Origin of the sequence: Rhodonellum psychrophilum GCM71 = DSM 17998, assembly GCF_000381545.1 — a bacterium.
GTDB lineage: Bacteria > Bacteroidota > Bacteroidia > Cytophagales > Cyclobacteriaceae > Rhodonellum > Rhodonellum psychrophilum.
Genome location: NZ_KB906707.1, coordinates 1 through 19,022, shown reverse-complemented (window position 1 = coordinate 19,022; position 19,022 = coordinate 1). Strand labels below are relative to the sequence as shown.

Annotated in this window: 10 protein-coding genes, 1 rRNA gene and 1 pseudogene; 8 read left to right on the top strand and 4 right to left on the bottom strand. The window is 40.8% G+C overall.

From position 1 onward, the window contains the following. Together F824_RS0124945 and folK are read right to left on the bottom strand one after the other, a co-directional pair. A pseudogene (locus tag F824_RS0124945) lies at positions 1 to 244 on the bottom strand (IS5/IS1182 family transposase); the annotation flags it as partial. 121 nt (positions 245 to 365) lie between these two features. Then, positions 366 to 854 carry a 2-amino-4-hydroxy-6-hydroxymethyldihydropteridine diphosphokinase gene (gene folK / locus F824_RS0124940; RefSeq protein ID WP_019600669.1) on the bottom strand — a complete coding sequence of 163 codons (489 nt, stop codon included), beginning with the start codon at positions 852 to 854 and terminating at the stop codon, positions 366 to 368. A 73-nt stretch (positions 855 to 927) separates the two neighbouring features. Between folK and sppA the strand changes: the two genes are divergently transcribed. After that, on the top strand, positions 928 to 2,688 hold the full coding sequence (gene sppA, locus F824_RS0124935) for a signal peptide peptidase SppA (RefSeq protein WP_019600668.1): 1,761 nt from the start codon (positions 928 to 930) through the stop codon (positions 2,686 to 2,688). Positions 2,689 to 2,720: 32 nt separating this feature from the next. Here sppA and F824_RS0124930 read toward each other — a convergent pair whose 3' ends face one another. Then, on the bottom strand, positions 2,721 to 3,614 hold the full coding sequence (locus tag F824_RS0124930) for a flavin reductase family protein (RefSeq protein WP_026333926.1): 894 nt from the start codon (positions 3,612 to 3,614) through the stop codon (positions 2,721 to 2,723). A gap of 373 nt (positions 3,615 to 3,987) precedes the next feature. Between F824_RS0124930 and F824_RS0124925 the strand changes: the two genes are divergently transcribed. From F824_RS0124925 to F824_RS0124885, 7 genes are all read left to right on the top strand, one after another. Beyond that, the gene (locus F824_RS0124925) at positions 3,988 to 5,802 is read left to right on the top strand and encodes a 7TM diverse intracellular signaling domain-containing protein (protein WP_236613260.1); all 1,815 of its coding nucleotides are present in this window, start codon (positions 3,988 to 3,990) and stop codon (positions 5,800 to 5,802) included. Positions 5,803 to 6,133: 331 nt separating this feature from the next. Next, positions 6,134 to 9,205 carry a SusC/RagA family TonB-linked outer membrane protein gene (locus F824_RS0124920; protein ID WP_201769092.1) on the top strand — a complete coding sequence of 1,024 codons (3,072 nt, stop codon included), beginning with the start codon at positions 6,134 to 6,136 and terminating at the stop codon, positions 9,203 to 9,205. Positions 9,206 to 9,223: 18 nt separating this feature from the next. Beyond that, positions 9,224 to 10,765, top strand: coding sequence for a RagB/SusD family nutrient uptake outer membrane protein (locus F824_RS0124915; RefSeq protein WP_019600664.1), 1,542 nt, complete (start codon positions 9,224 to 9,226; stop codon positions 10,763 to 10,765). 21 nt (positions 10,766 to 10,786) lie between these two features. Beyond that, positions 10,787 to 11,872 carry a LamG domain-containing protein gene (locus tag F824_RS0124910; protein ID WP_033405729.1) on the top strand — a complete coding sequence of 362 codons (1,086 nt, stop codon included), beginning with the start codon at positions 10,787 to 10,789 and terminating at the stop codon, positions 11,870 to 11,872. A 72-nt stretch (positions 11,873 to 11,944) separates the two neighbouring features. After that, positions 11,945 to 13,906: a glucoamylase family protein gene (locus tag F824_RS0124905; RefSeq protein ID WP_019600662.1), complete on the top strand. Its 1,962-nt coding sequence runs from the start codon at positions 11,945 to 11,947 to the stop codon at positions 13,904 to 13,906. A gap of 383 nt (positions 13,907 to 14,289) precedes the next feature. Then, positions 14,290 to 16,590 carry a beta-glucosidase BglX gene (gene bglX / locus F824_RS0124895; RefSeq protein WP_019600660.1) on the top strand — a complete coding sequence of 767 codons (2,301 nt, stop codon included), beginning with the start codon at positions 14,290 to 14,292 and terminating at the stop codon, positions 16,588 to 16,590. A gap of 384 nt (positions 16,591 to 16,974) precedes the next feature. Beyond that, positions 16,975 to 17,838: an endonuclease/exonuclease/phosphatase family protein gene (locus tag F824_RS0124885; RefSeq protein WP_019600658.1), complete on the top strand. Its 864-nt coding sequence runs from the start codon at positions 16,975 to 16,977 to the stop codon at positions 17,836 to 17,838. A gap of 1,018 nt (positions 17,839 to 18,856) precedes the next feature. Here the strand turns inward: F824_RS0124885 and rrf are convergent. Next, positions 18,857 to 18,968: ribosomal RNA gene (rrf, locus tag F824_RS0124870) — 5S ribosomal RNA — on the bottom strand. Between the last annotated feature and the right edge of the window lie 54 nt (positions 18,969 to 19,022).

Sequence of the window (19,022 nt, the reverse complement as noted above, 5' to 3'; positions counted from 1 at the left end):
AACGCTCCACCACATCGACATCTGACAAGGTATAAATGGTTTTGAGCAACAGATACTTAAACATCCGAACAGGACTGTGTGCCATACGTCCATTATTAGAGCAGTATTTATCAACTAACTCTTGGTAAACAAAACTAAAGTCAATGATATCATTGATCTTTCTAAGAAGATTGTCCTTTGGGACTATCAAGTCATAGATGGAACTGTATTGGCTGAACTTAATCTCTTGTTGATGTAATAACATGATATTGAGTTATTTGTATATTAAAATATACAAAAAAAAGGTGTAGAAAAGTAATTTTCCTACACCTTTTTTACTAACATTTTATCAAAGGACTTTTTCAGTGGCCTCCTATAATGAAGGGCTATTTTTTTATCAAACGTACTACCGATGAAGTATCCGTGCAGATTTCCAGCATCTGGGTACTGGAAACCCTTAAAATTGGATGGATAAAATCTGGTAATATTTCAACGAGAGGTTCCAGTACAAATCTACGTCGGGAGATAAAAGGATGTGGAATGATTAGGGTCCGATTTTGGATCACCTGCTGTCCAAAATAAAGGATATCGATATCCATGGTCCTGTTTCCCCATTTCTCCTCCCTTTTCCTCCCCAGTCGATTTTCAATTTCTTGAATAATTGTCAATACGCCTTCGGCAGCAAGATTGGTTTGGAACACCAAAACCTGGTTTAAATAATCTCCTTCCGACAACTTGCCCCATGCCGCGGTTTCAAAAACAGAGGAAAAAAGCAATGGATCTGAAAAATTTTCCCGAAGCATACTATTTGCTTGTTCGATTAATTTCATTCTATCGCCAAGATTTCCCCCTATAACAAAAACTACTTTCTCCATTACTTAGTTTATAATCTCTGCAAGATAAACAATAAAGAAAAAAGAAGTATTTTAGACGAAAATTTTATAAAACATGAGATTCCTAGGAAATGTATTGGCCGTAATCGTAGGCCTTCTGATCTTTTCAGTATTGAGTTTTTTTATTTTGGCAGGAATTATTGCCATTGCTTCATCTTCGGATGATGAAGTAAAAGTAAAGGAAAATACAGTCCTCCATCTGAACTTGGACGGAAGGACTTTAGTGGAACGGACAAGCGAAAATGATTTTGATTTAAGCAGCCTCAGTGCGTTTGGAGGAATTCCTTCCGTAGGATTGGTGAATTTGAAAAAAGCGATTTTGACTGCAAAGGAGAATGAAAACATCAAAGGGATTTATCTTCAGGCAGGAATGGTAATTGCAGGCCAAGCGATCTTACAGGAATTGAGAGCCGAGCTTGAAGATTTTAAATCTTCAGGGAAATTCATCATTAGTTATGGCGAAATCTATTCAGAGGGGGGCTATTTCCTAAGTTCTGTCGCTGATGAGGTGTATATGAATCCGATGGGTGGAATGGATTTTAATGGATTTGCATCAGAAATGGTCTTTTTAAAGGGTATGTTTGAAAAAATCGAGGTGGAGCCGGTTGTGTTTCGGGTTGGTGAATTCAAAAGCGCGGTAGAACCTTTCATTTTGGATAAAATGAGCGACGAAAGCCGCCTGCAAACCGAATCATTCCTCAATGATCTCAACAACATTGCCATGACTCAAATCGGAGTGAGTAGAAATATTCCTTTCGAAAAAGTAAATGAGATCAATGATCAGATGCTCATCAGAAAACCACAAGATGCTGTTGATTTAAAGATGGTCGATGGACTTTGGTATGAAGATCAGGTAATCGATCTTTTGAAAGAACGCTTGGGGCTGGGCGAGGATGATAGCATCAACACCATCAACGTAAAAGGAATTAATAAAACCTCAAAATCCAAAAACAGGTTATCTAAAAACCGGATCGCGGTGATCATCGCTGAAGGGGAAATCGTAAGTGGAAAAGCGGACGGCATGATTTCATCAGAGAAATTTGCCCAAGAAATCAAAAAGGCCAGAAAAAACAAGGACATAAAAGCTATTGTACTTCGTGTAAACTCGCCTGGAGGGTCAGTATTGGCTTCCGAGGTCATCTGGAGAGAAATGGCCGAAGCAAAAAAAGTGAAGCCCGTCATCGCCTCCATGGGGGAAGTAGCCGCTTCAGGTGGGTATTACATCGCGGCACCCGCTGACACGATTGTGGCCCAGCCCAATACAATCACCGGATCCATTGGGATTTTCGGTCTTTGGTTCAATGCCCAAGGATTGCTAAACAACAAATTGGGGATCACTACCGATGTAGCAAAAACAGGTGAACTCTCAAATTTCATGAGTGCCACCAGAAAACTATCAGACTTGGAAAAAAGCATTGTTCAGAAAAACGTTGAAGAAGGATATGACACCTTCATCACCAGGGTGTCTGATGGAAGGAACATGAGCAAGGATTCTGTTTTGAAAATTGCTTCTGGCAGAGTCTGGAGCGGCCTTCAAGCAAAAGAAAATGGATTGGTGGATATATTGGGCGGACTCGAGGATGCAATAGCAATCGCTGCATCCAAAGCTGGAATCAGTCAAGATTTCAGGGTTGTGTACTATCCCGAAGAGAAACCTTGGTTTGAGCAATTCCTGAAGGAATTGACCGATGAGGTTCAAGCAACCTACACCAGAACCCAATTGGGAACCCTTTTCCCAATTTATCAGCAAATCGAAAAAGTCAAAAAATACGAAGGGATCATGGTCAGAATGCCCTATGATATCACTATTCAATAATCATAAAAAAGGGAGCTTAATCGCTCCCTTTTTTATTTCAATTGTAGCAAAGCTTTCCAAGCATTGCCAACATCACCCGCTGCCAGCAATCCCTTGGCGTGCTCGTGCATGTGAAAGACAAGACTTTCCTCGTCATTTTTGAACCTAACTTTCATTTCCTGAATTTCAGATTTTTTCCCGAAATCCTCAATTTCGTCAGCGGTTGGGATATTTTCAACATTCCCCAACCTTCCGAGATCATTTCCTGTCAAAACATTGCTGTTTCTGATGCTTTCGGGGATCTGATCCACCCCGATACCCTTTGTCCGAAGTGGCTTTTCGATTTCAAATAAGGCAGATCCATTTGCCCTGCAATACCAATCTCCTCCCATTCTCGCAACGGCATCCAACTTAAAAGGATCAATTTTGTCATTTTCATCCAAAATATTTTCATCGATGTGCGCAAGAATGATTTCACAAATAACCAAATTTGCGGCACCTCCCTCCGTACCTACAGCGATAATATCCAACACTTTACATTCAAAAGCGACAGGAGCTTCCTTTACACGCGGTGGACGAACCATTGTGGAAGGGACCGGGGTCAGTCCTGACTTTAGGAATTCATTGACACCCTTGTCATATTCGGTACTTGCCAAGGACATTTGTTCCACTATGGCATAATTCACAATATTAATGACGACTTCCGGAACTTCCTTCACATTCTCAAGGCTGTGCTTGGTTGTATTGTCCCTTACCCGTCTGGCGGGTGAGAACACCAAGATTGGAGGGTTTGAACCGAAGGTGTTGAAAAAACTAAAGGGGCTTAAATTGACCACGCCATCTTTATCGATGGTGCTGGCAAAAGCGATTGGTCTTGGCGCAACCGCTCCAAGTAAATAGCCATGAAACGCTGAAGTGGAAATCTCTTTTGGGTCTATAATTCTCATAAATACTGTTGAATGGATTCCTGATACTAATCCCATTTCTGGTTTAAAGGTTTAATTTATCAAATATTTTTTATTATTGGGCAAGTCAATTTGACAAGTGAAGGCCATTTGATCTAACCAGAATAAGGAGAGACGAATCAAAATTAAATACAAAAGTAAAATTTCTCCGGATCAAATGGATTATCCTGATTTTATCATGGTTTTTTTTGTAAACTCGTGGCAGGAATCACATCTTTGATAAAGTTTTGTTCTTCAGGTTTTGGAAAAAACCCAAGCAAAAACAACGCAAATCAACGGCAGACAGAATTTAAGCATGAAAGCACAATTTTTCTTTTTTCTGTTTCTTATCTCAATTTCATCTTTCGGTCAAAAGATGTCAGGAGATGCTTTTTTAAAGATAGATGATCGATTGGAAGAACGCATTTTAGACATTTCCCAGTTGCAATTTTACGAAGACAAAGAGAACATTCTTGATTTTGAGGATATTCTCGAGGGCTCGTTTCAGGAAAATTTCACCGTTAAACCTGAATTTTCCAAAAACAATTTTAACACAAGCCACACATATTGGATAAGATTTGCTCTCGAAAAAAACCCCGAGAGTTTAAAAAATTGGATCCTGGAATTCTATGACCAGACCATTGATGAAATTGAAATTTATGTTCCTCGACAAGATGGCACCTACGAAAAAGTGCTCATGGGATATTCCCTTCCTTTTTCGGAAAGGACTTTTAGGCACAAAAATTTTGAATTGGAGTTGGAAAACCAAAGCCCAGGGATTGATCAATATTACATCAAAATAAGATCCAGCCAAAAAGCCGATATCAGAATAGCGGTGAGATCCATGAACCGATTTATTTTTTATGCGCTGAACGAATACTTTCTTTATGGTATTTTTTACGGGATGATCGCCATTATTGCCTTGTACAATACCCTGGTTTATTTTGCTGTCAAAGACATCAAATACCTGTACTACACTTTTTATTTATTGAGTGTGGCCATATACGCCATGTGTGTTGATGGGATTTCCTTCCAATACCTCTGGCCAAAAAATCCGGAATACAACCAAATCGCAAAAGGAATTACCAGTTACTTCGTAGTTGCTTGGGCCATTTTGTTCTCTATCCGATTTTTGAATACCAAAGTCAGGTCTCAGAGAATCCACAAAACTCTTTGGGTAATTCTAGGCATCAAGACCATACTCTTTTTGATCGGTTTGTTTTGGAACAACAAATTATTTGAAATCAAGTATTATGATGTAATCCCAACTTTCTTCATATTCTTTTCCAGCATCTACATTTGGACCAAAGGATACCAAGTGGTGCGGTTCTTTGTGATCGCTTATGGGGTGCTGTTTATTGGTTTAATGATAAAGGTTTTGGCAAATACCGGGATAATTCCGCACAACACGATCATTTATTATAGCCTTCATTTTGCCTTTTTGCTGGAAATGCTGCTGCTGACCTTTGCTTTGGGGGACCGCATTAGGATTTTGAAGAAAAACCGAGATCGGGCGTTTCAAAGAACCATAAAACAAATTGAAATCAATTATGGGCTGAAGGAGAAAGTCAACTTGGAATTGGAGAACAAAGTAAAGGAAAGAACCCAAGAGTTGGAAAGTAAATCAGCGATGATGGAATCCATCAACCGTCAACTGATCGAAAAAGATGAAGAAATTAAAAGAATCAATTCCTTTTTGGACAAAGACAATTGGAAGCTAAAAAGCAGTATCAAACAATCCTTCCAGGACAGGCTGACGAACAAATTGCTCTCTTACGAGGAGTTCAAGAAAATATTTCCGGACCAATCAGCTTGCTACCGCTATTTAGAGGAATTCAAATGGTCTAAGGGTTTTGAATGCAAAAGTTGTGGAAACCACAAATCATCAACTGGCCCAAAACTATTTACAAAAAGGTGTTCCAAATGTGGCTACATTGAATCCGCAACGGTAGGGACAGTTTTTCACGGCGTGAAATTCCCTTTGGAGAAAGGTTTTTACATCGCTTACACAGTCATATCGGAAACGGAAAAGCAAACTTTGGAAAAACTTTCCGAAATGTTGGATCTTAGAAAAAATACCGTTGGCAGCTTTAGAAAAAGAGTGAAAGATATTCTTGATTCGAATGGACATTCCAACCCCCAGTGGGAGGATATTATGGGAGAAACCAATGTCCAAAAAACGGTACTTTGACCAGTCGAATCAAGGCAATAAAAGCCGCTTTTTTGATTTAATTTTTTGTCTTAGTATTAATGCGATATCCAATAAGAAAAATACCTCCCAATTGCGCTATTTGCGATTTTATTCGTGTTATTTAAGCGTGATTTTTGGACTGAAAAACGTGTGATATTCCATGCTTTTTTGATCTTTTTTTAACATATTTTAACCCAAACTTATTTGTTTGGATTAACTTTTCTCAATGGTCAATCCATTTACGGAAACGATTGCGGATTGACCCAGTTAAATTTTCTAACCATATTCCCCAAATACGAAATCTATGAATTGCACTTTACAAAAAAGTGAAATGAAAGGGAAAACAACTTCCCAACATCTCCAAAAACCAATGCGGCTTTTTCTCACTGTGGCCGTCTTTCTGCTGACCTTAAGTTTGTCTTATGGTCAGCAAATTTCAGTAAATGGTAATGTGACCACCAGTAGCGGTGAAACGCTTCCAGGTGTCAACATTTTGGAAAAAGGAACTTCAAATGGAACCGTAACCGATTTAGACGGGAATTTCACTTTAAGTGTCGCATCTTCCCAGTCTGTATTGCTGTTTTCCTTTATTGGATATGAAACGCAGGAAACCATTGTGGGTGAACGCAGCCGTGTAAACATTACCTTATTGGAAGACACCAAAACTTTGAATGAGGTGGTGGTCATTGGTTATGGAACGCAAAGAGAACAGGACCGGATTTCTGCGATTTCCACGATCAAAACGGAAGATATCGTAAAAACTCCTGCGACCAACGCCATGCAGGCACTTCAGGGAAGAGTCGCTGGCGTACAGATTGTAAGTAGCGGCGCTCCTGGCTCATCACCTACTGTTCGGGTAAGGGGAGTGGGTTCATTTGAGGGCGGAGCAGCACCGCTTTATGTAGTAGATGGCATGTTTTTTACCAATATTGATTTTCTGAATCCCAATGACATTGAGACGCTTTCGGTATTGAAAGATGCTTCAGCAGCTGCTATCTATGGTGTACGTGCTGCAAATGGGGTGATATTGATTACTACCAAAACCGGCGGTTATAACCAAAAACCCGAAATCGTATATGACGGTTATGTTGGGATGCAGGTACCACAAAACGTGCTTAAAATGGCCAATTCTCAGCAATTTGCCAGATATGTGAACGAGACAGGAAGCCCTGCGGATATCGCATTTTTAAACAACTCGATCCAAAGATATGGCAGAAGTAGGCTTGACCCCAATATTCCGGATGTCAATACAGATTGGTATTCTGAAATCATGAGCCCAGCTTCCATCCAAAACCACTCATTATCCTTTAATGGTGGTGGTGACCGCACGAGATACAGTGTTGGGGGTAGCTATTTCGAGCAAAATGGATTAATGAATGAAAGAAGAAATGATTACAAGAGACTCAACTTTAGGATAAAATTGGATACCGATCTTAAAGATTGGATTACGGTAGGAGGAAACTTGAATATCAGTACAGCTCAGCGGTATAATGCCGATGATGGCGCTTGGTTCAGGGCTTACAACACAGTTCCCATTATCCCTAAATATGATCCGCTCAACACGGGAGCAACGGCTTCTCCCTTTACGCTGTCCAATGCCCAGCAAATAGGGTATCGGGGTAACCAAAACCCATTTTACAGCATTCTCTTCTCCGACAACAGGAATAATATCGCTAAAATCCTAGGTAACTTTTATGCTGATTTAGAGCTTGTTCCAAACAAGCTTTCCTTCAAAACTGCCTACAATTATAGTATAGATCAAATCAATACCAGGAATGTTTCATTTGCTTACAATGATGGTGTAACTGAAAATCAATCCTCGCTGAGCAGAAGTAACATAACGAGGTATGACCAGATTTGGGACAATTTCCTTACCTATACCGAAAACTTTGGGAAACATAGTTTCACTACCGTTTTGGGTCAGTCCTTTCGAAGCGAAACCTTTGAAGGGTTATTTGCCAGAGGAGAAGGTTTAAATCCAGAGCCAGTGAGGGGACAAGAACAATTCTGGTATCTTTCCAATTCAACCAATTTGGATTTGAATTCCATCGGAGATACTGGCGGAAAGTTATTTTTCCAATCCTATTTTGCCAGAATCGCTTATAATTACGATGACAGGTACCTATTGTACGGAACCATCAGAAGGGATGGAAACAATAAATTCCAACAAAAATGGGGCAATTTCGCCACTATTGGAGCAGGTTGGGTTGTGACTGAAGAAAGTTTTTTCAATGTGCCCGCAATCGATTTTCTTAAATTCAGAGGGTCTTGGGGTCAACTTGGAAATGACGCAATCAATCCATCAGTGGGTGTACCAACCTTACAGGAAAATAATTTGGCCATCAACGATGTATTCACGATTGGCAGAAGATTAAATCCAACATTTGACCTAATTGACCGCTGGGAAACTACAGTGGAGCAAAATTTTGGCTTAAGTGCGAGATTATTCAAGGAAAGGTTATCTGTAGAGGCGGATTATTTCATCAGGGACACAAGAAATCTTGCTGTAAGTATCATTCCACCGGTTTTTCGTGCTACCGAGCGTAGAAGTGTTGGAGAAATCCGAAATCAAGGTTTGGAATTAGCCTTGAATTGGGATGAAAGGGTCAACGATAATTTCTCCTACTTTATCGGAGGAAACATTGCCACCTTGAAAAACACCGTATTGGGATTGGGCGGACCGTCATATTTAGACGGTGGCTCTGCTGAATTTCGTCAACGTTCCATAGTTGGTCAGCCTTTTAGCGCTTTTTACGGTTATGAAGTAGAGGGTGTCTTCCAAACGCAAGAGCAGATCACCGGTAGTGGATACACCTCCGAATTCATCAGCGACAACAGACTAGTACCTGGAGATTTTATCTTCAAGGACCAAAATGGAGACGGTGTCATCAATGACTTGGACAGAGTGGTGCTTGGCTCATTCCTACCCAAATTGACGTATGGATTGAATGCTGGATTTAAATATAAGAATTTTGATTTTTCCGCTCTTTTTCAAAGTCAAAGGGGACACAATATCCTCAATAGAAAAAGAGGAGAAGTGATCTTCACCAATGACACCAATCTTGATGCTGAACTTATTGACAATCTATGGCGAGGAGCGGGAACTTCAGACAGATACCCATCAGCAGCCGGCCTTAGAAAAGGATGGAACCAGAACATGAGTAGTTATTTTGTCGAAGATGGATCCTACTTCAGGATTCAAAATGTACGTATGTCCTATTCCGTAATCAATAGAGAGGCTTTTGGGGTGAAATTCCCAGATACCAGAATCACCTTAACTGCAGAACGACCGCTTACCATGTTCAATTACAATGGCTTTAATCCGGAGGTTGCTGATGGAATAGACAGACAGACTTATCCTATTCCAGCTATTTATACCGTAGGATTAAATGTTAAATTTTAACGATAAGGAAAAATAATCATGAAACACATAAGAATTATTAAAAACGCGGTGGCGATGATGATGGCCTTCTTTGTCACCATATCCTGTACGGATATTTTGGATGAGCCACTTGAAAACCAGATCAAAGTCGAGGACACGGATTACACCCAGTCTGAAAACATGGTCCTGATGCTCTATGGTGCTTATGGGGAGCTTTATCGTTCTCAATGGGAAACCTACACCATCCTTTCAGTGAGAGGGGATGATGTCACAGCTGCAGGGGATCAGTTCCCTTTAATTGAAACGGATGAGTTTAGGTACGACAGGAATTTCTGGATGTATAATTCAGTCTGGTTAAACCTATATTCAGATTTGCTATACTGGCATGGTGCGATGGAGGAAATCAGAAAATACCAGGAAGGCGGTGCCAATCCTGCAACAGCTGAACAATACAGAGCCGAAATTAAGGTGATGCGTTCATTTGAGCTTTTACAATTGGCCCGTACTTGGGGAAATATCCTTATTCCAACAAGTTCACAACCCAGTGAGCTTTTCAATGTAGAAGTATCGACATTTGAAGAGGTCATGAACCATATCTCCGCACAAATGGATGAGGCAATTCCTCTTCTATCAGATGTGCATCCTAGAGACAGGTCAGACGTCCGTGGAGGGATTACACGTGGTGCTGCTTTGGCTGTAAAAGCCATGGCTAATCTGGAACTGAAGAACTTTCCTGCAGTAGCTGAAGCAACCGGCCAGATCATCAGCAGTAACCAATTTGCCCTGGAGCCAGATTATTACGAATTGTTCAAAACACCTGGTAAACTCAACAGGGAAAACATCTTGGAATTCCAATATTCTGATTTTGGGACCGGTACAGGTACAAGAACTTCATATCCATTCGAAACTTATGGTCCAGCATCTTGGACTCCAGCAGTTACCGGTGCATCAACAGGATGGGGATTTTTCGCTCCAAGTGCCAAATACATCAAGTTTATGCTGAATCGAGGAGAACAGGAGCGTTTGCAAACCACCGTTTTATTTACCCCGGCAGGCTTGGATGAAATAAAGGCAGACCCTCAATTTTCAACCTTACCGGCTTGGATGTCGAATGTTACTCCTGACGGAGATGTGTTCAATAGTCATCCAAGGTATAATTTCCTTAGCGGCAAGCATTATCTCCCCTCCAATCAATTGATTCCTGGAAGATTTTCATACGGATCCAATAAGAATTTCACAGCCATAAGGTATTCGGAAGTATTGTTGATGCATGCCGAGGCATTGGTAAACGGAGCGAGTAGCTCAGTGTTATCGGCCGATCAAGCTGTAAATCTGGTAAGACAAAGAGTAGGTTTGGGAACGCTTTCAGGGGTAAATCTTGATGTTGTACTAGACGAAAAATATGCGGAATTCGGAATGGAAGGTGGAATTCGTTTTTATGATTTAATGCGATATGAAAAAGCTTCCGAGCTGAATTTTGAAGGCAGGAGTTTTTCCATCCAAAACCATAAATTCCTACCCTATCCACTGGAACAAGAGAATATCCTACCAAAGCTGGCCGATTATAAAGCAAATAATTGATATTGATTAATGATGAAAAATATGAAAAAATCTAATTTAATTATATTGGGAATGGTTTTCCTCAGCTTTGGCTGCACGGAAAACTACATAGATGAAATAATACCGGTTGCACAAGGGACTGATATCACCGCTCCGCAAGTGACTATCGAATTCCCTTCAGAAGGTACTCTGATAAGAGTGACTGAGGATGTGACTGCGATCAATATTAAGTTTGAAGTTATGGATGATATCGAAGTAGAATCGATTTCATTGAAGCTAAATGGCAATGAAATCGCCAAATACAATGACTTCAAAGATTACAGAAGAGTGATCAAAGAACATCTCCATGAGAATTTAGGAAATGGTGCACACACCCTCGTTGTGGAAGCCCGTGACTTATCCGGTAAGACCACTACCAAGACGGTCAATTTTGAGAAAGTGGAACCATACAAACCAATGTATGATGGGGAAACCTTTTACCTGCCTTTTGATGGAGATTATATGGAATTGATCAACATCAAAAACGCAAACGTGAACGGAAATCCAGGTTTTGCGAATGGATTGATTGGAAGAGCATACGATGGCGCCAGCAATGCCTATTTGACCTTCCCAACAACAAATCTACTCAGCAGTGAGTTTAGTGCAGTATTTTGGTACAAAATAAATGCAGCTCCAGACAGAGCCGGTATTTTGGTAGTTGGACCACCTGACACCAACAACCCCAATAACATGAATAATCGATCAGGAGGGTTTAGGTTTTTCCGAGAGGGAAGTGGAACCAATCAAACCTTTAAGTTGAATATTGGAAATGGTAGTGGAGACAACTGGTTTGATGGTGGTGCAGCGGCATCCATAAACCCAAGCACCAACACCGATTGGGTGCATCTGGCATTTACGATTTCCGAAACAAACGCTTCTGTTTACATCAATGGCCAGAAAGTTAGTGGTGGAGACTTTCCAGGAGTAAATTGGACCGGATGCGATGTACTTTCGATTGCCTCAGGAGCTCCTAGGTTTGCCGAATGGGGACATTTATCAGATGGAAGTTTATTTGACGAACTAAGATTGTTCAACAAAGCACTTACTCAAGAAGAAGTCCAGAATATTATAGATGCTGAAAAGCCTTAATACACATTAAAATATAATTCCAATAGGGGTTTCAACCAAAGTCGAAACCCCTATTTTTTTCCTGAAAACAGCATGAGAAAATTTTTATTTTACTTAGCCATTGTGGTTTTCTCCACAAGTTGCGAAAAACAAGAATCGGATCTCACTCAATTGAGCCTTCTGCAGGCAGATATTGGCGGAAGGGAAATTAATCTCACTGAGCCTATCAGTGAAAACTTCCCCCCTGACCGTCCTATAACGCTGGTTTTTTCAAGCCCGTTGGATCCCGCACTTGTGTCTTCCGCCATTTCACTTTTTGAAGGAAATCAGGAGATTGAGCTTACCACAACCCTGATTGCTGATAATAAAAATATAATATTATACCCAAAGGGTATATTGAAAACCAACACTTTATACAAAATTGTCATTTCTGATAATCTCAAAGGAGCCAATAAAAGTCCTTTTGCTGGAAAGGAGATCCGTTTTAAAACCAAAATTGGTGCATTGGAGCTGGTTTCCTTTGACCTTGAAAACTCGGATCAAACCAAAACAGGTAGAATTATAAATGTCCCTTTGGATTTCAACATCAATCTTGAATTCTCAGGTCCTGTCGATAGGCAATCTCTTCAAAATTCCTTGAAACTGATTGGTACGGGACCACAAAGCCTCCAGTTTTCATTTTCCAACAATGATCAACAGGTTTCCATTACGGGAGATACTCCCTTGGTGTACCTCTCTAAATATACAATTCAAATACTCAACACCTTCAAAAGTGCCTCGGGAGAAGATTTTGCGGGATTAAGCAAAATCTTCTATACCGGTGTAGACCAAATTGCTAAATTCCCATTGATTTCTGATGAAGAATTGCTGACCAAAGTACAAGAGCAGACATTCAAATATTTTTGGAACTTTGCCCATGAAAACAGCGGGCTGGCACGGGAAAGAAATACTTCTGGCAACCTGGTTACCATAGGGGGTTCAGGATTTGGTGTAATGGCCATACTTGTGGGGATCGAAAGAGGTTTTATCACACGCCAACAGGGAATAGAGAGGATTTCAAAGATCGTTGACTTCCTTTCCAGCGCTGATCGATTTCATGGGGTTTGGCCACATTGGATAAATGGAAACACTGGAAATGTAATTCCCTTTAGCAGCAAAGACAATGGAGCTGACTTGGTAGAAACAGCATTGATGATGCAGGGGCTTCTGTCGGCAAGGGCTTACCTAAATGAATCCGTGGCAGTGGAGAGTGCCATCATTGAGAAAATCACCCAGATGTGGGCGGAAGTAGAATGGTCTTGGTTTACAAAAGGGGGACAAGATGTTTTATATTGGCATTGGTCTCCCCTATTCAACTGGGAGATGAACCTGCCCATCAGGGGTTATGATGAATCTCTGATAGTGTATGTTTTGGCAGCTGCCTCCCCAACTCACCAAATCGATAAAAAAGTCTATGATAATGGATGGGCCAGGAATGGAGGAATGAAAAACGGGAAAACCTTTTATCAAAAAACGCTTCCTTTGGGGCCCGATATGGGCGGCCCTTTGTTTTTTTCGCATTACTCTTTTCTGGGATTGGATCCCAGAGGTTTATCCGATCAATACGCGGATTACTGGAAACAGAACCAAAACCACACCTTAATCAACCAAGCACATTCCATCAACAATCCTTTGGGTTACGTGGGTTATTCTGACGAAAGTTGGGGACTTACCGCCAGTGATGGCAATCAAGGTTATTCGGCACATTCACCCACCAATGACAGGGGAGTGATCTCTCCTACGGCTGCCTTGTCTTCTTTCCCCTATACTCCTGAGGAATCCACCAAAGCATTGCATTTTTTCTATTACAATATGGGAGACCGCTTGTGGGGAGAATATGGGTTTTATGATGCGTTTAACATTACTGAGGCTTGGTATGCGGATTCCTATCTGGCAATAGACCAAGGCCCAATTATTATTATGATTGAAAATCACAGATCCAATTTGCTTTGGGACCTATTTATGTCAGATAAGGATATAAAAACAGGTTTGAAAAACCTCAATTTCACCCATTAACGGACTAATCGAAGAGCTGTGGAAAAAATCTTACTTTACCCTTATCACTTCACTCAATTCGTATTCTGGTGTAATTCAAAAAAAGACACAAAGGGGCATTCAAAATTGACTGAGGGGAGCATTTCTGATAATTCCCTAATGAATCTTCACAATAAATCATTTCAATATTAATGGGAGGATGTGGGGCCAACCTTAGGTTCAGCCAGGGAAACAACCCTAAAATGACCAAAAGATGGTAACTTAAGAGGGGCGAAGATTTGGCTTGATTGATATTGTTGTTTGTACTGAAAGTAGTTTTCATACAAACGAAAATAAACTTGAACAATTGGGATATTCACGAGATCTAAAAAATTTAAAAGACTTAACATTTAATTATAAAAACCATGGGCGTAAAAATTTCATTATTCCTCCTATCCCTCACTGTTTTACTCGCAGTGGCTTTTAGTCCTTCCAATGAGAAATACTCTTTGGAAGACAAATACATTTATAAGGCAGATTCAATTCTATCCATCATGACTTTGGAGGAAAAAATAGGCCAACTGAACCTGCCAGCTGCCGGGGATATCACCACAGGACAAGCTTCTAGTTCCAACATTGCCCAAAAAATTAAAGAAGGAAAGGTAGGCGGCCTTTTCAACCTCAAATCCGCATCAAAAATCAGGGAGGTTCAAAGGGTGGCTGTTGAAGAAAGTCGATTGAAAATCCCGCTTTTGTTTGGAATGGATGTGATTCATGGTTATGAAACCATATTTCCCATTCCCCTTGGAATGTCGGCAAGCTGGGACATGGAAATAATGGAAAAATCAGCCAGAATCGCTGCCAATGAGGCCAGCGCTGATGGGATCAACTGGACCTTCTCCCCAATGACGGATATCTCTCGCGACCCAAGATGGGGCCGGGTTTCTGAAGGAAGTGGTGAAGATCCTTATTTGGGTGCTCAAATTGCCAAGGCAATGATCAAAGGATACCAAGGAGAAAACTTAGCTTTGAACAATACCATCATGGCCTGTGTCAAGCATTTTGCGCTCTATGGAGCACCTGAAGCAGGAAGAGATTACAATACAGTAGACATGAGCCGAGTGAGGATGTATAATGAATATTTTGGGCCTTACAAAGCCGCAGTGGATGCTGGTGTAGGAAGTGTGATGACTGCTTTTAATGACGTAGATGGCATACCAGCAAGCGGGAATAAATGGTTGATGACTGATGTTTTGCGCAAGCAATGGGGATTCGATGGCTTTGTGGTGACGGATTATACTGCCATAAATGAAATGATTGACCATGGATTGGGTGACTTACAGACAGTTTCGGCAATGGCCCTGAAGGCCGGCGTGGAGATGGACATGGTGGGAGAGGGTTTTTTGACCACTTTACAAAAATCATTGGAGGAAGGTAAGATTACCGAAAAACAGATTGACGATGCCTGCAGGCTAATTTTGGTCGCCAAATATAAACTGGGTTTATTTGACGATCCCTATAAATATGCTGATCCTGAAAGAGCCGAAAAGGAACTTTTCACAGTCGAAAACCGGAAATCTGCTCGGGAAATTGCTGCCCAGACTTTTGTGTTGCTCAAGAATCAGGGAAATGTTTTGCCCCTTCAAAAGAAAGGAACCATTGCCCTAATCGGTCCTCTTGCCGATAACAAGGAAAATATGACAGGCACCTGGAGTGTGGCTGCTAATTTTGAAAGATCGATCTCCATCAATGATGGTTTGAAAAAGGCCGTTGGGGATCGGGCTAAAATTGTATATGCCAAAGGAGCCAATGTGGTGGCAGATTCCTTGTTGGAGTCAAGGGTCAGTATATTTGGTAAACCCACTTATAGAGACGAACGGAGCGCATCAGCAATGATCCAAGAGGCCCTTGACGTAGCAAAAAATGCAGATGTGATCGTGGCTGTCCTTGGGGAATCAGCAGAAATGACCGGAGAAGCATCCAGTATGAGTAATATTGAGTTGCCTGAAAATCAACGCGACCTGATGAAAGCCCTTTTGGGGACAGGAAAGCCTGTGGTAATGGTGTTGTTGACAGGAAGGCCTTTGTCGTTGACTTGGGAAGAAGAACATGTTCCCGCGATTTTAAATGTATGGTTTGCGGGAAGTGAAGCAGGGGAGGCCATTGCCGATGTATTGTTTGGGGATGTAAATCCTTCCGGAAAGCTCAGTGCCACATTTCCACAAAATGTTGGGCAAATCCCAATCTATTACAACCATAAAAATACCGGCCGTCCCCTTCCGGAAGGCCAATGGTTCCAAAAATTCAGGTCCAATTATTTAGACATACCCAATGAACCGCTTTATCCTTTTGGATTTGGACTCAGCTATACCACATTTGAGTATGGAGCCCTGAAGCTTAGTAACATTTCCCCAATTGGTAACCAAAGCATCAAAGCAAGTATTTCGGTGAGCAATACGGGTAAATATGATGGCGCTGAGGTCGTACAATTGTATATACGTGATGTGGTTGGAAGTATCACAAGACCGGTAAAGGAATTGAAGGGCTTTAAAAAAATATTTTTGAAAGCAGGAGAAACCAAAACAGTGACTTTTGATATTACCCCGGAAGATCTGAAATTTTACAATTATGAATTGGAATACGTTTGGGAGCCTGGTGATTTTGAAATAATGATCGGAGGAAATTCCAGGGACCTATCCATGGGGAAACTGAATTGGAAAGAGTAAAGAATAAGATCTGGCATGATGCTTAAATCCCGAAAAATGCATTAAGTGCCTTTATTGATGTTGAAACTGCAAGAAAATCAGACCACTCTGAAAATAAGGCGTAAGGCCGGCATGGTGAAGTCAGAAATGATAAACAAAGACTGATTATTAGTTTATTTCAGGCTGGAATAGAATTGGCAATGCATAAAACGGGTTTAATCAAGTTTAAATGGAAAGGAAATTGGGGATCGAATCATTCTGCCCCCGATTTCCTTTTTCGAAATATACATATTGTACAAATTTGATTCTGAAAAAAACATGACATTCTAACAAGCCCATACATGCCATGCGATAGAATATTCTTATCTTGAATTGACCAATATATTAATGCTTAAACACTTTAAAATGAAAGTAAACCCTTTTTATCTGATTGGATTCTCCTTTTGTGTTTTTTTTTCGCTTGCCATCTCCTCAGACGGTTTAGGACAATCCAGTTACAATATTGCTACATACAACATTCGGTTTGACAGCCCAAATGATCATGGAAATCTTTGGAAGGACAGGTCGCCTCACTTATTCAGCCAAGTCAAATTCCATAAAATGGATATAATCGGCACACAGGAGGGCATGCACCACCAACTTGAAGAAATGAAAAAGGGTCTAGGCTATCCATATATAGGTGTGGGACGGGACAAAGGAGGGAATGAAGGAGAATTTAGTGCTATTTTTTACGACCCCGTAAAATTTGAAGTTTTGGAACAGGCTACTTTTTGGCTTTCAGAAGATCCGAACCAACCTTCAATAGGTTGGGATGCCGCATTGAATAGAGTATGTACGTGGGGTAAATTTAAAGATACGGATGGGAAAATATTTTATGTATTCAACGTCCATTATGACCATATCGGCCAAAAAGCAAGAGAGGAAAGTAGCAATTTGGTCATCAAAAAAATCAAGGAGATCAATGGGCAAAACTTACCAGTCATCTTGATGGGAGATTTCAATGTGACACCAGAGAATAGCGCTTACACAACCATTATTGAAAACTCCCCTTTGAGAGACAGTAAAAACATTAGCAATTTACCATCCTTTGGTCCCAACGGTACCTTTACTGGATTTGATTGGAACAAAATGCCAGAGGGTATTATTGATCATGTATTTGTCAGTCCTGAAATTCATGTCAGAAGACATGGGATATTGACAGACAATTATGGACTCAAATACCCATCTGATCACTTCCCGGTAATGGTTGAAATCAGTTTAAAAAATTGATACTTAGACCTTAATTTAACCCATTGGGTTTTGAGTATCAAACTTAGACCCCTTGGGATTTCACCGAAGTCCTGCATAAGAATGATCCAAATATCATTCTACAGTGAACATTTCTCTGAGTTATGTAAAATCATATCAATACTAAGGAATATTGGATTTTTATCCAATCCCCCCTTTGTTCAGCACGCTAGGTCGGGTCCCTGTTTAGCCAAGCATAAAACCCAGTCCTACCAACATTGAAAACCCTACACATCTTATCAACAGCATACACATGTCTGTATTCCTTCACAAAAATGTATATCTGCTTTCCCTAATGAGAATCATCCCCAAAGGCTCGGATACATCCTGCCTTTTGGAGGATTTACTTTTCTATCTCTGATTCTTGTAAAGCTTTCTCCAGAGCATAAATTTCCTTTTCTTCCGAGGAGAGATTCATTTTCCCGTTTCCCGAAAAACTTGTCACACCACCCACCTAAAATTCTATAGTCCACCTGCGTACAAGATCAGGTCCGATGGCTAATTCCCTTCCGATTCCTGTACTGCTTTTACCGCTCAATTATAACTCTACAGCCATGGTCTTGAAGGCCTTGTCGAATTTTCTTCTTTCCCTTTTACTCATTGTTTCAAATTTAATAAAAGAGCTTAACTGATTGAACATTCAAATGTGCAAGTCCGGCAAGCCAATGGATTTTCCTTTTGATTTTGATTTAATTCCTACAAAGGATTCGACTTTTCAACATGCCCAGCGTAATTGAAATGGGTTCTTGAGCTTTGGGCAGCATTAGAAATAAAAAGCGAAAAATCATATTCAAAACCCGGAAACTCGGAAGGTAAAATTTTAGGGATATTTTGCTTTCAATCCATCTTACCTGAAAAGAATCAGCACATTTTACCCCACAAAGGTGTCTGTACTTATGCACCTGTTTTTGAAAAAATATAGAATGAATTAAGGTCAATAATCCCCAAAGGGTATAAACGCAAAAAGCTCCCACCTGTTTAGGGTGGGAGCTGAATGACAATAAGGCGGCGGCCTACTCTCCCGGGAGTAACCCCAGTACCATCGGCGCTGCAGGGCTTAACTTCTCTGTTCGGGATGGGAAGAGGTGGGACCCCTGCGCCAGGCCGCCTATGCTTTGCTGTACCATGTACAAAGTAACAAGTACAATGTATTCCGGTCAGCGCCC

Coding starts and splice junctions, on each gene's coding strand:
- F824_RS0124930 (WP_026333926.1), bottom strand. CDS start 3,614: ATGAGAATTATAGACCCAAAAGAGATTTCCACTTCAGCGTTTCATGGC.
- F824_RS0124885 (WP_019600658.1), top strand. CDS start 16,975: ATGAAAGTAAACCCTTTTTATCTGATTGGATTCTCCTTTTGTGTTTTT.
- F824_RS0124915 (WP_019600664.1), top strand. CDS start 9,224: ATGAAACACATAAGAATTATTAAAAACGCGGTGGCGATGATGATGGCC.
- F824_RS0124905 (WP_019600662.1), top strand. CDS start 11,945: ATGAGAAAATTTTTATTTTACTTAGCCATTGTGGTTTTCTCCACAAGT.
- F824_RS0124910 (WP_033405729.1), top strand. CDS start 10,787: ATGAAAAAATCTAATTTAATTATATTGGGAATGGTTTTCCTCAGCTTT.
- F824_RS0124920 (WP_201769092.1), top strand. CDS start 6,134: ATGAAAGGGAAAACAACTTCCCAACATCTCCAAAAACCAATGCGGCTT.
- bglX (WP_019600660.1), top strand. CDS start 14,290: ATGGGCGTAAAAATTTCATTATTCCTCCTATCCCTCACTGTTTTACTC.
- folK (WP_019600669.1), bottom strand. CDS start 854: ATGGAGAAAGTAGTTTTTGTTATAGGGGGAAATCTTGGCGATAGAATG.
- F824_RS0124925 (WP_236613260.1), top strand. CDS start 3,988: ATGTCAGGAGATGCTTTTTTAAAGATAGATGATCGATTGGAAGAACGC.
- sppA (WP_019600668.1), top strand. CDS start 928: ATGAGATTCCTAGGAAATGTATTGGCCGTAATCGTAGGCCTTCTGATC.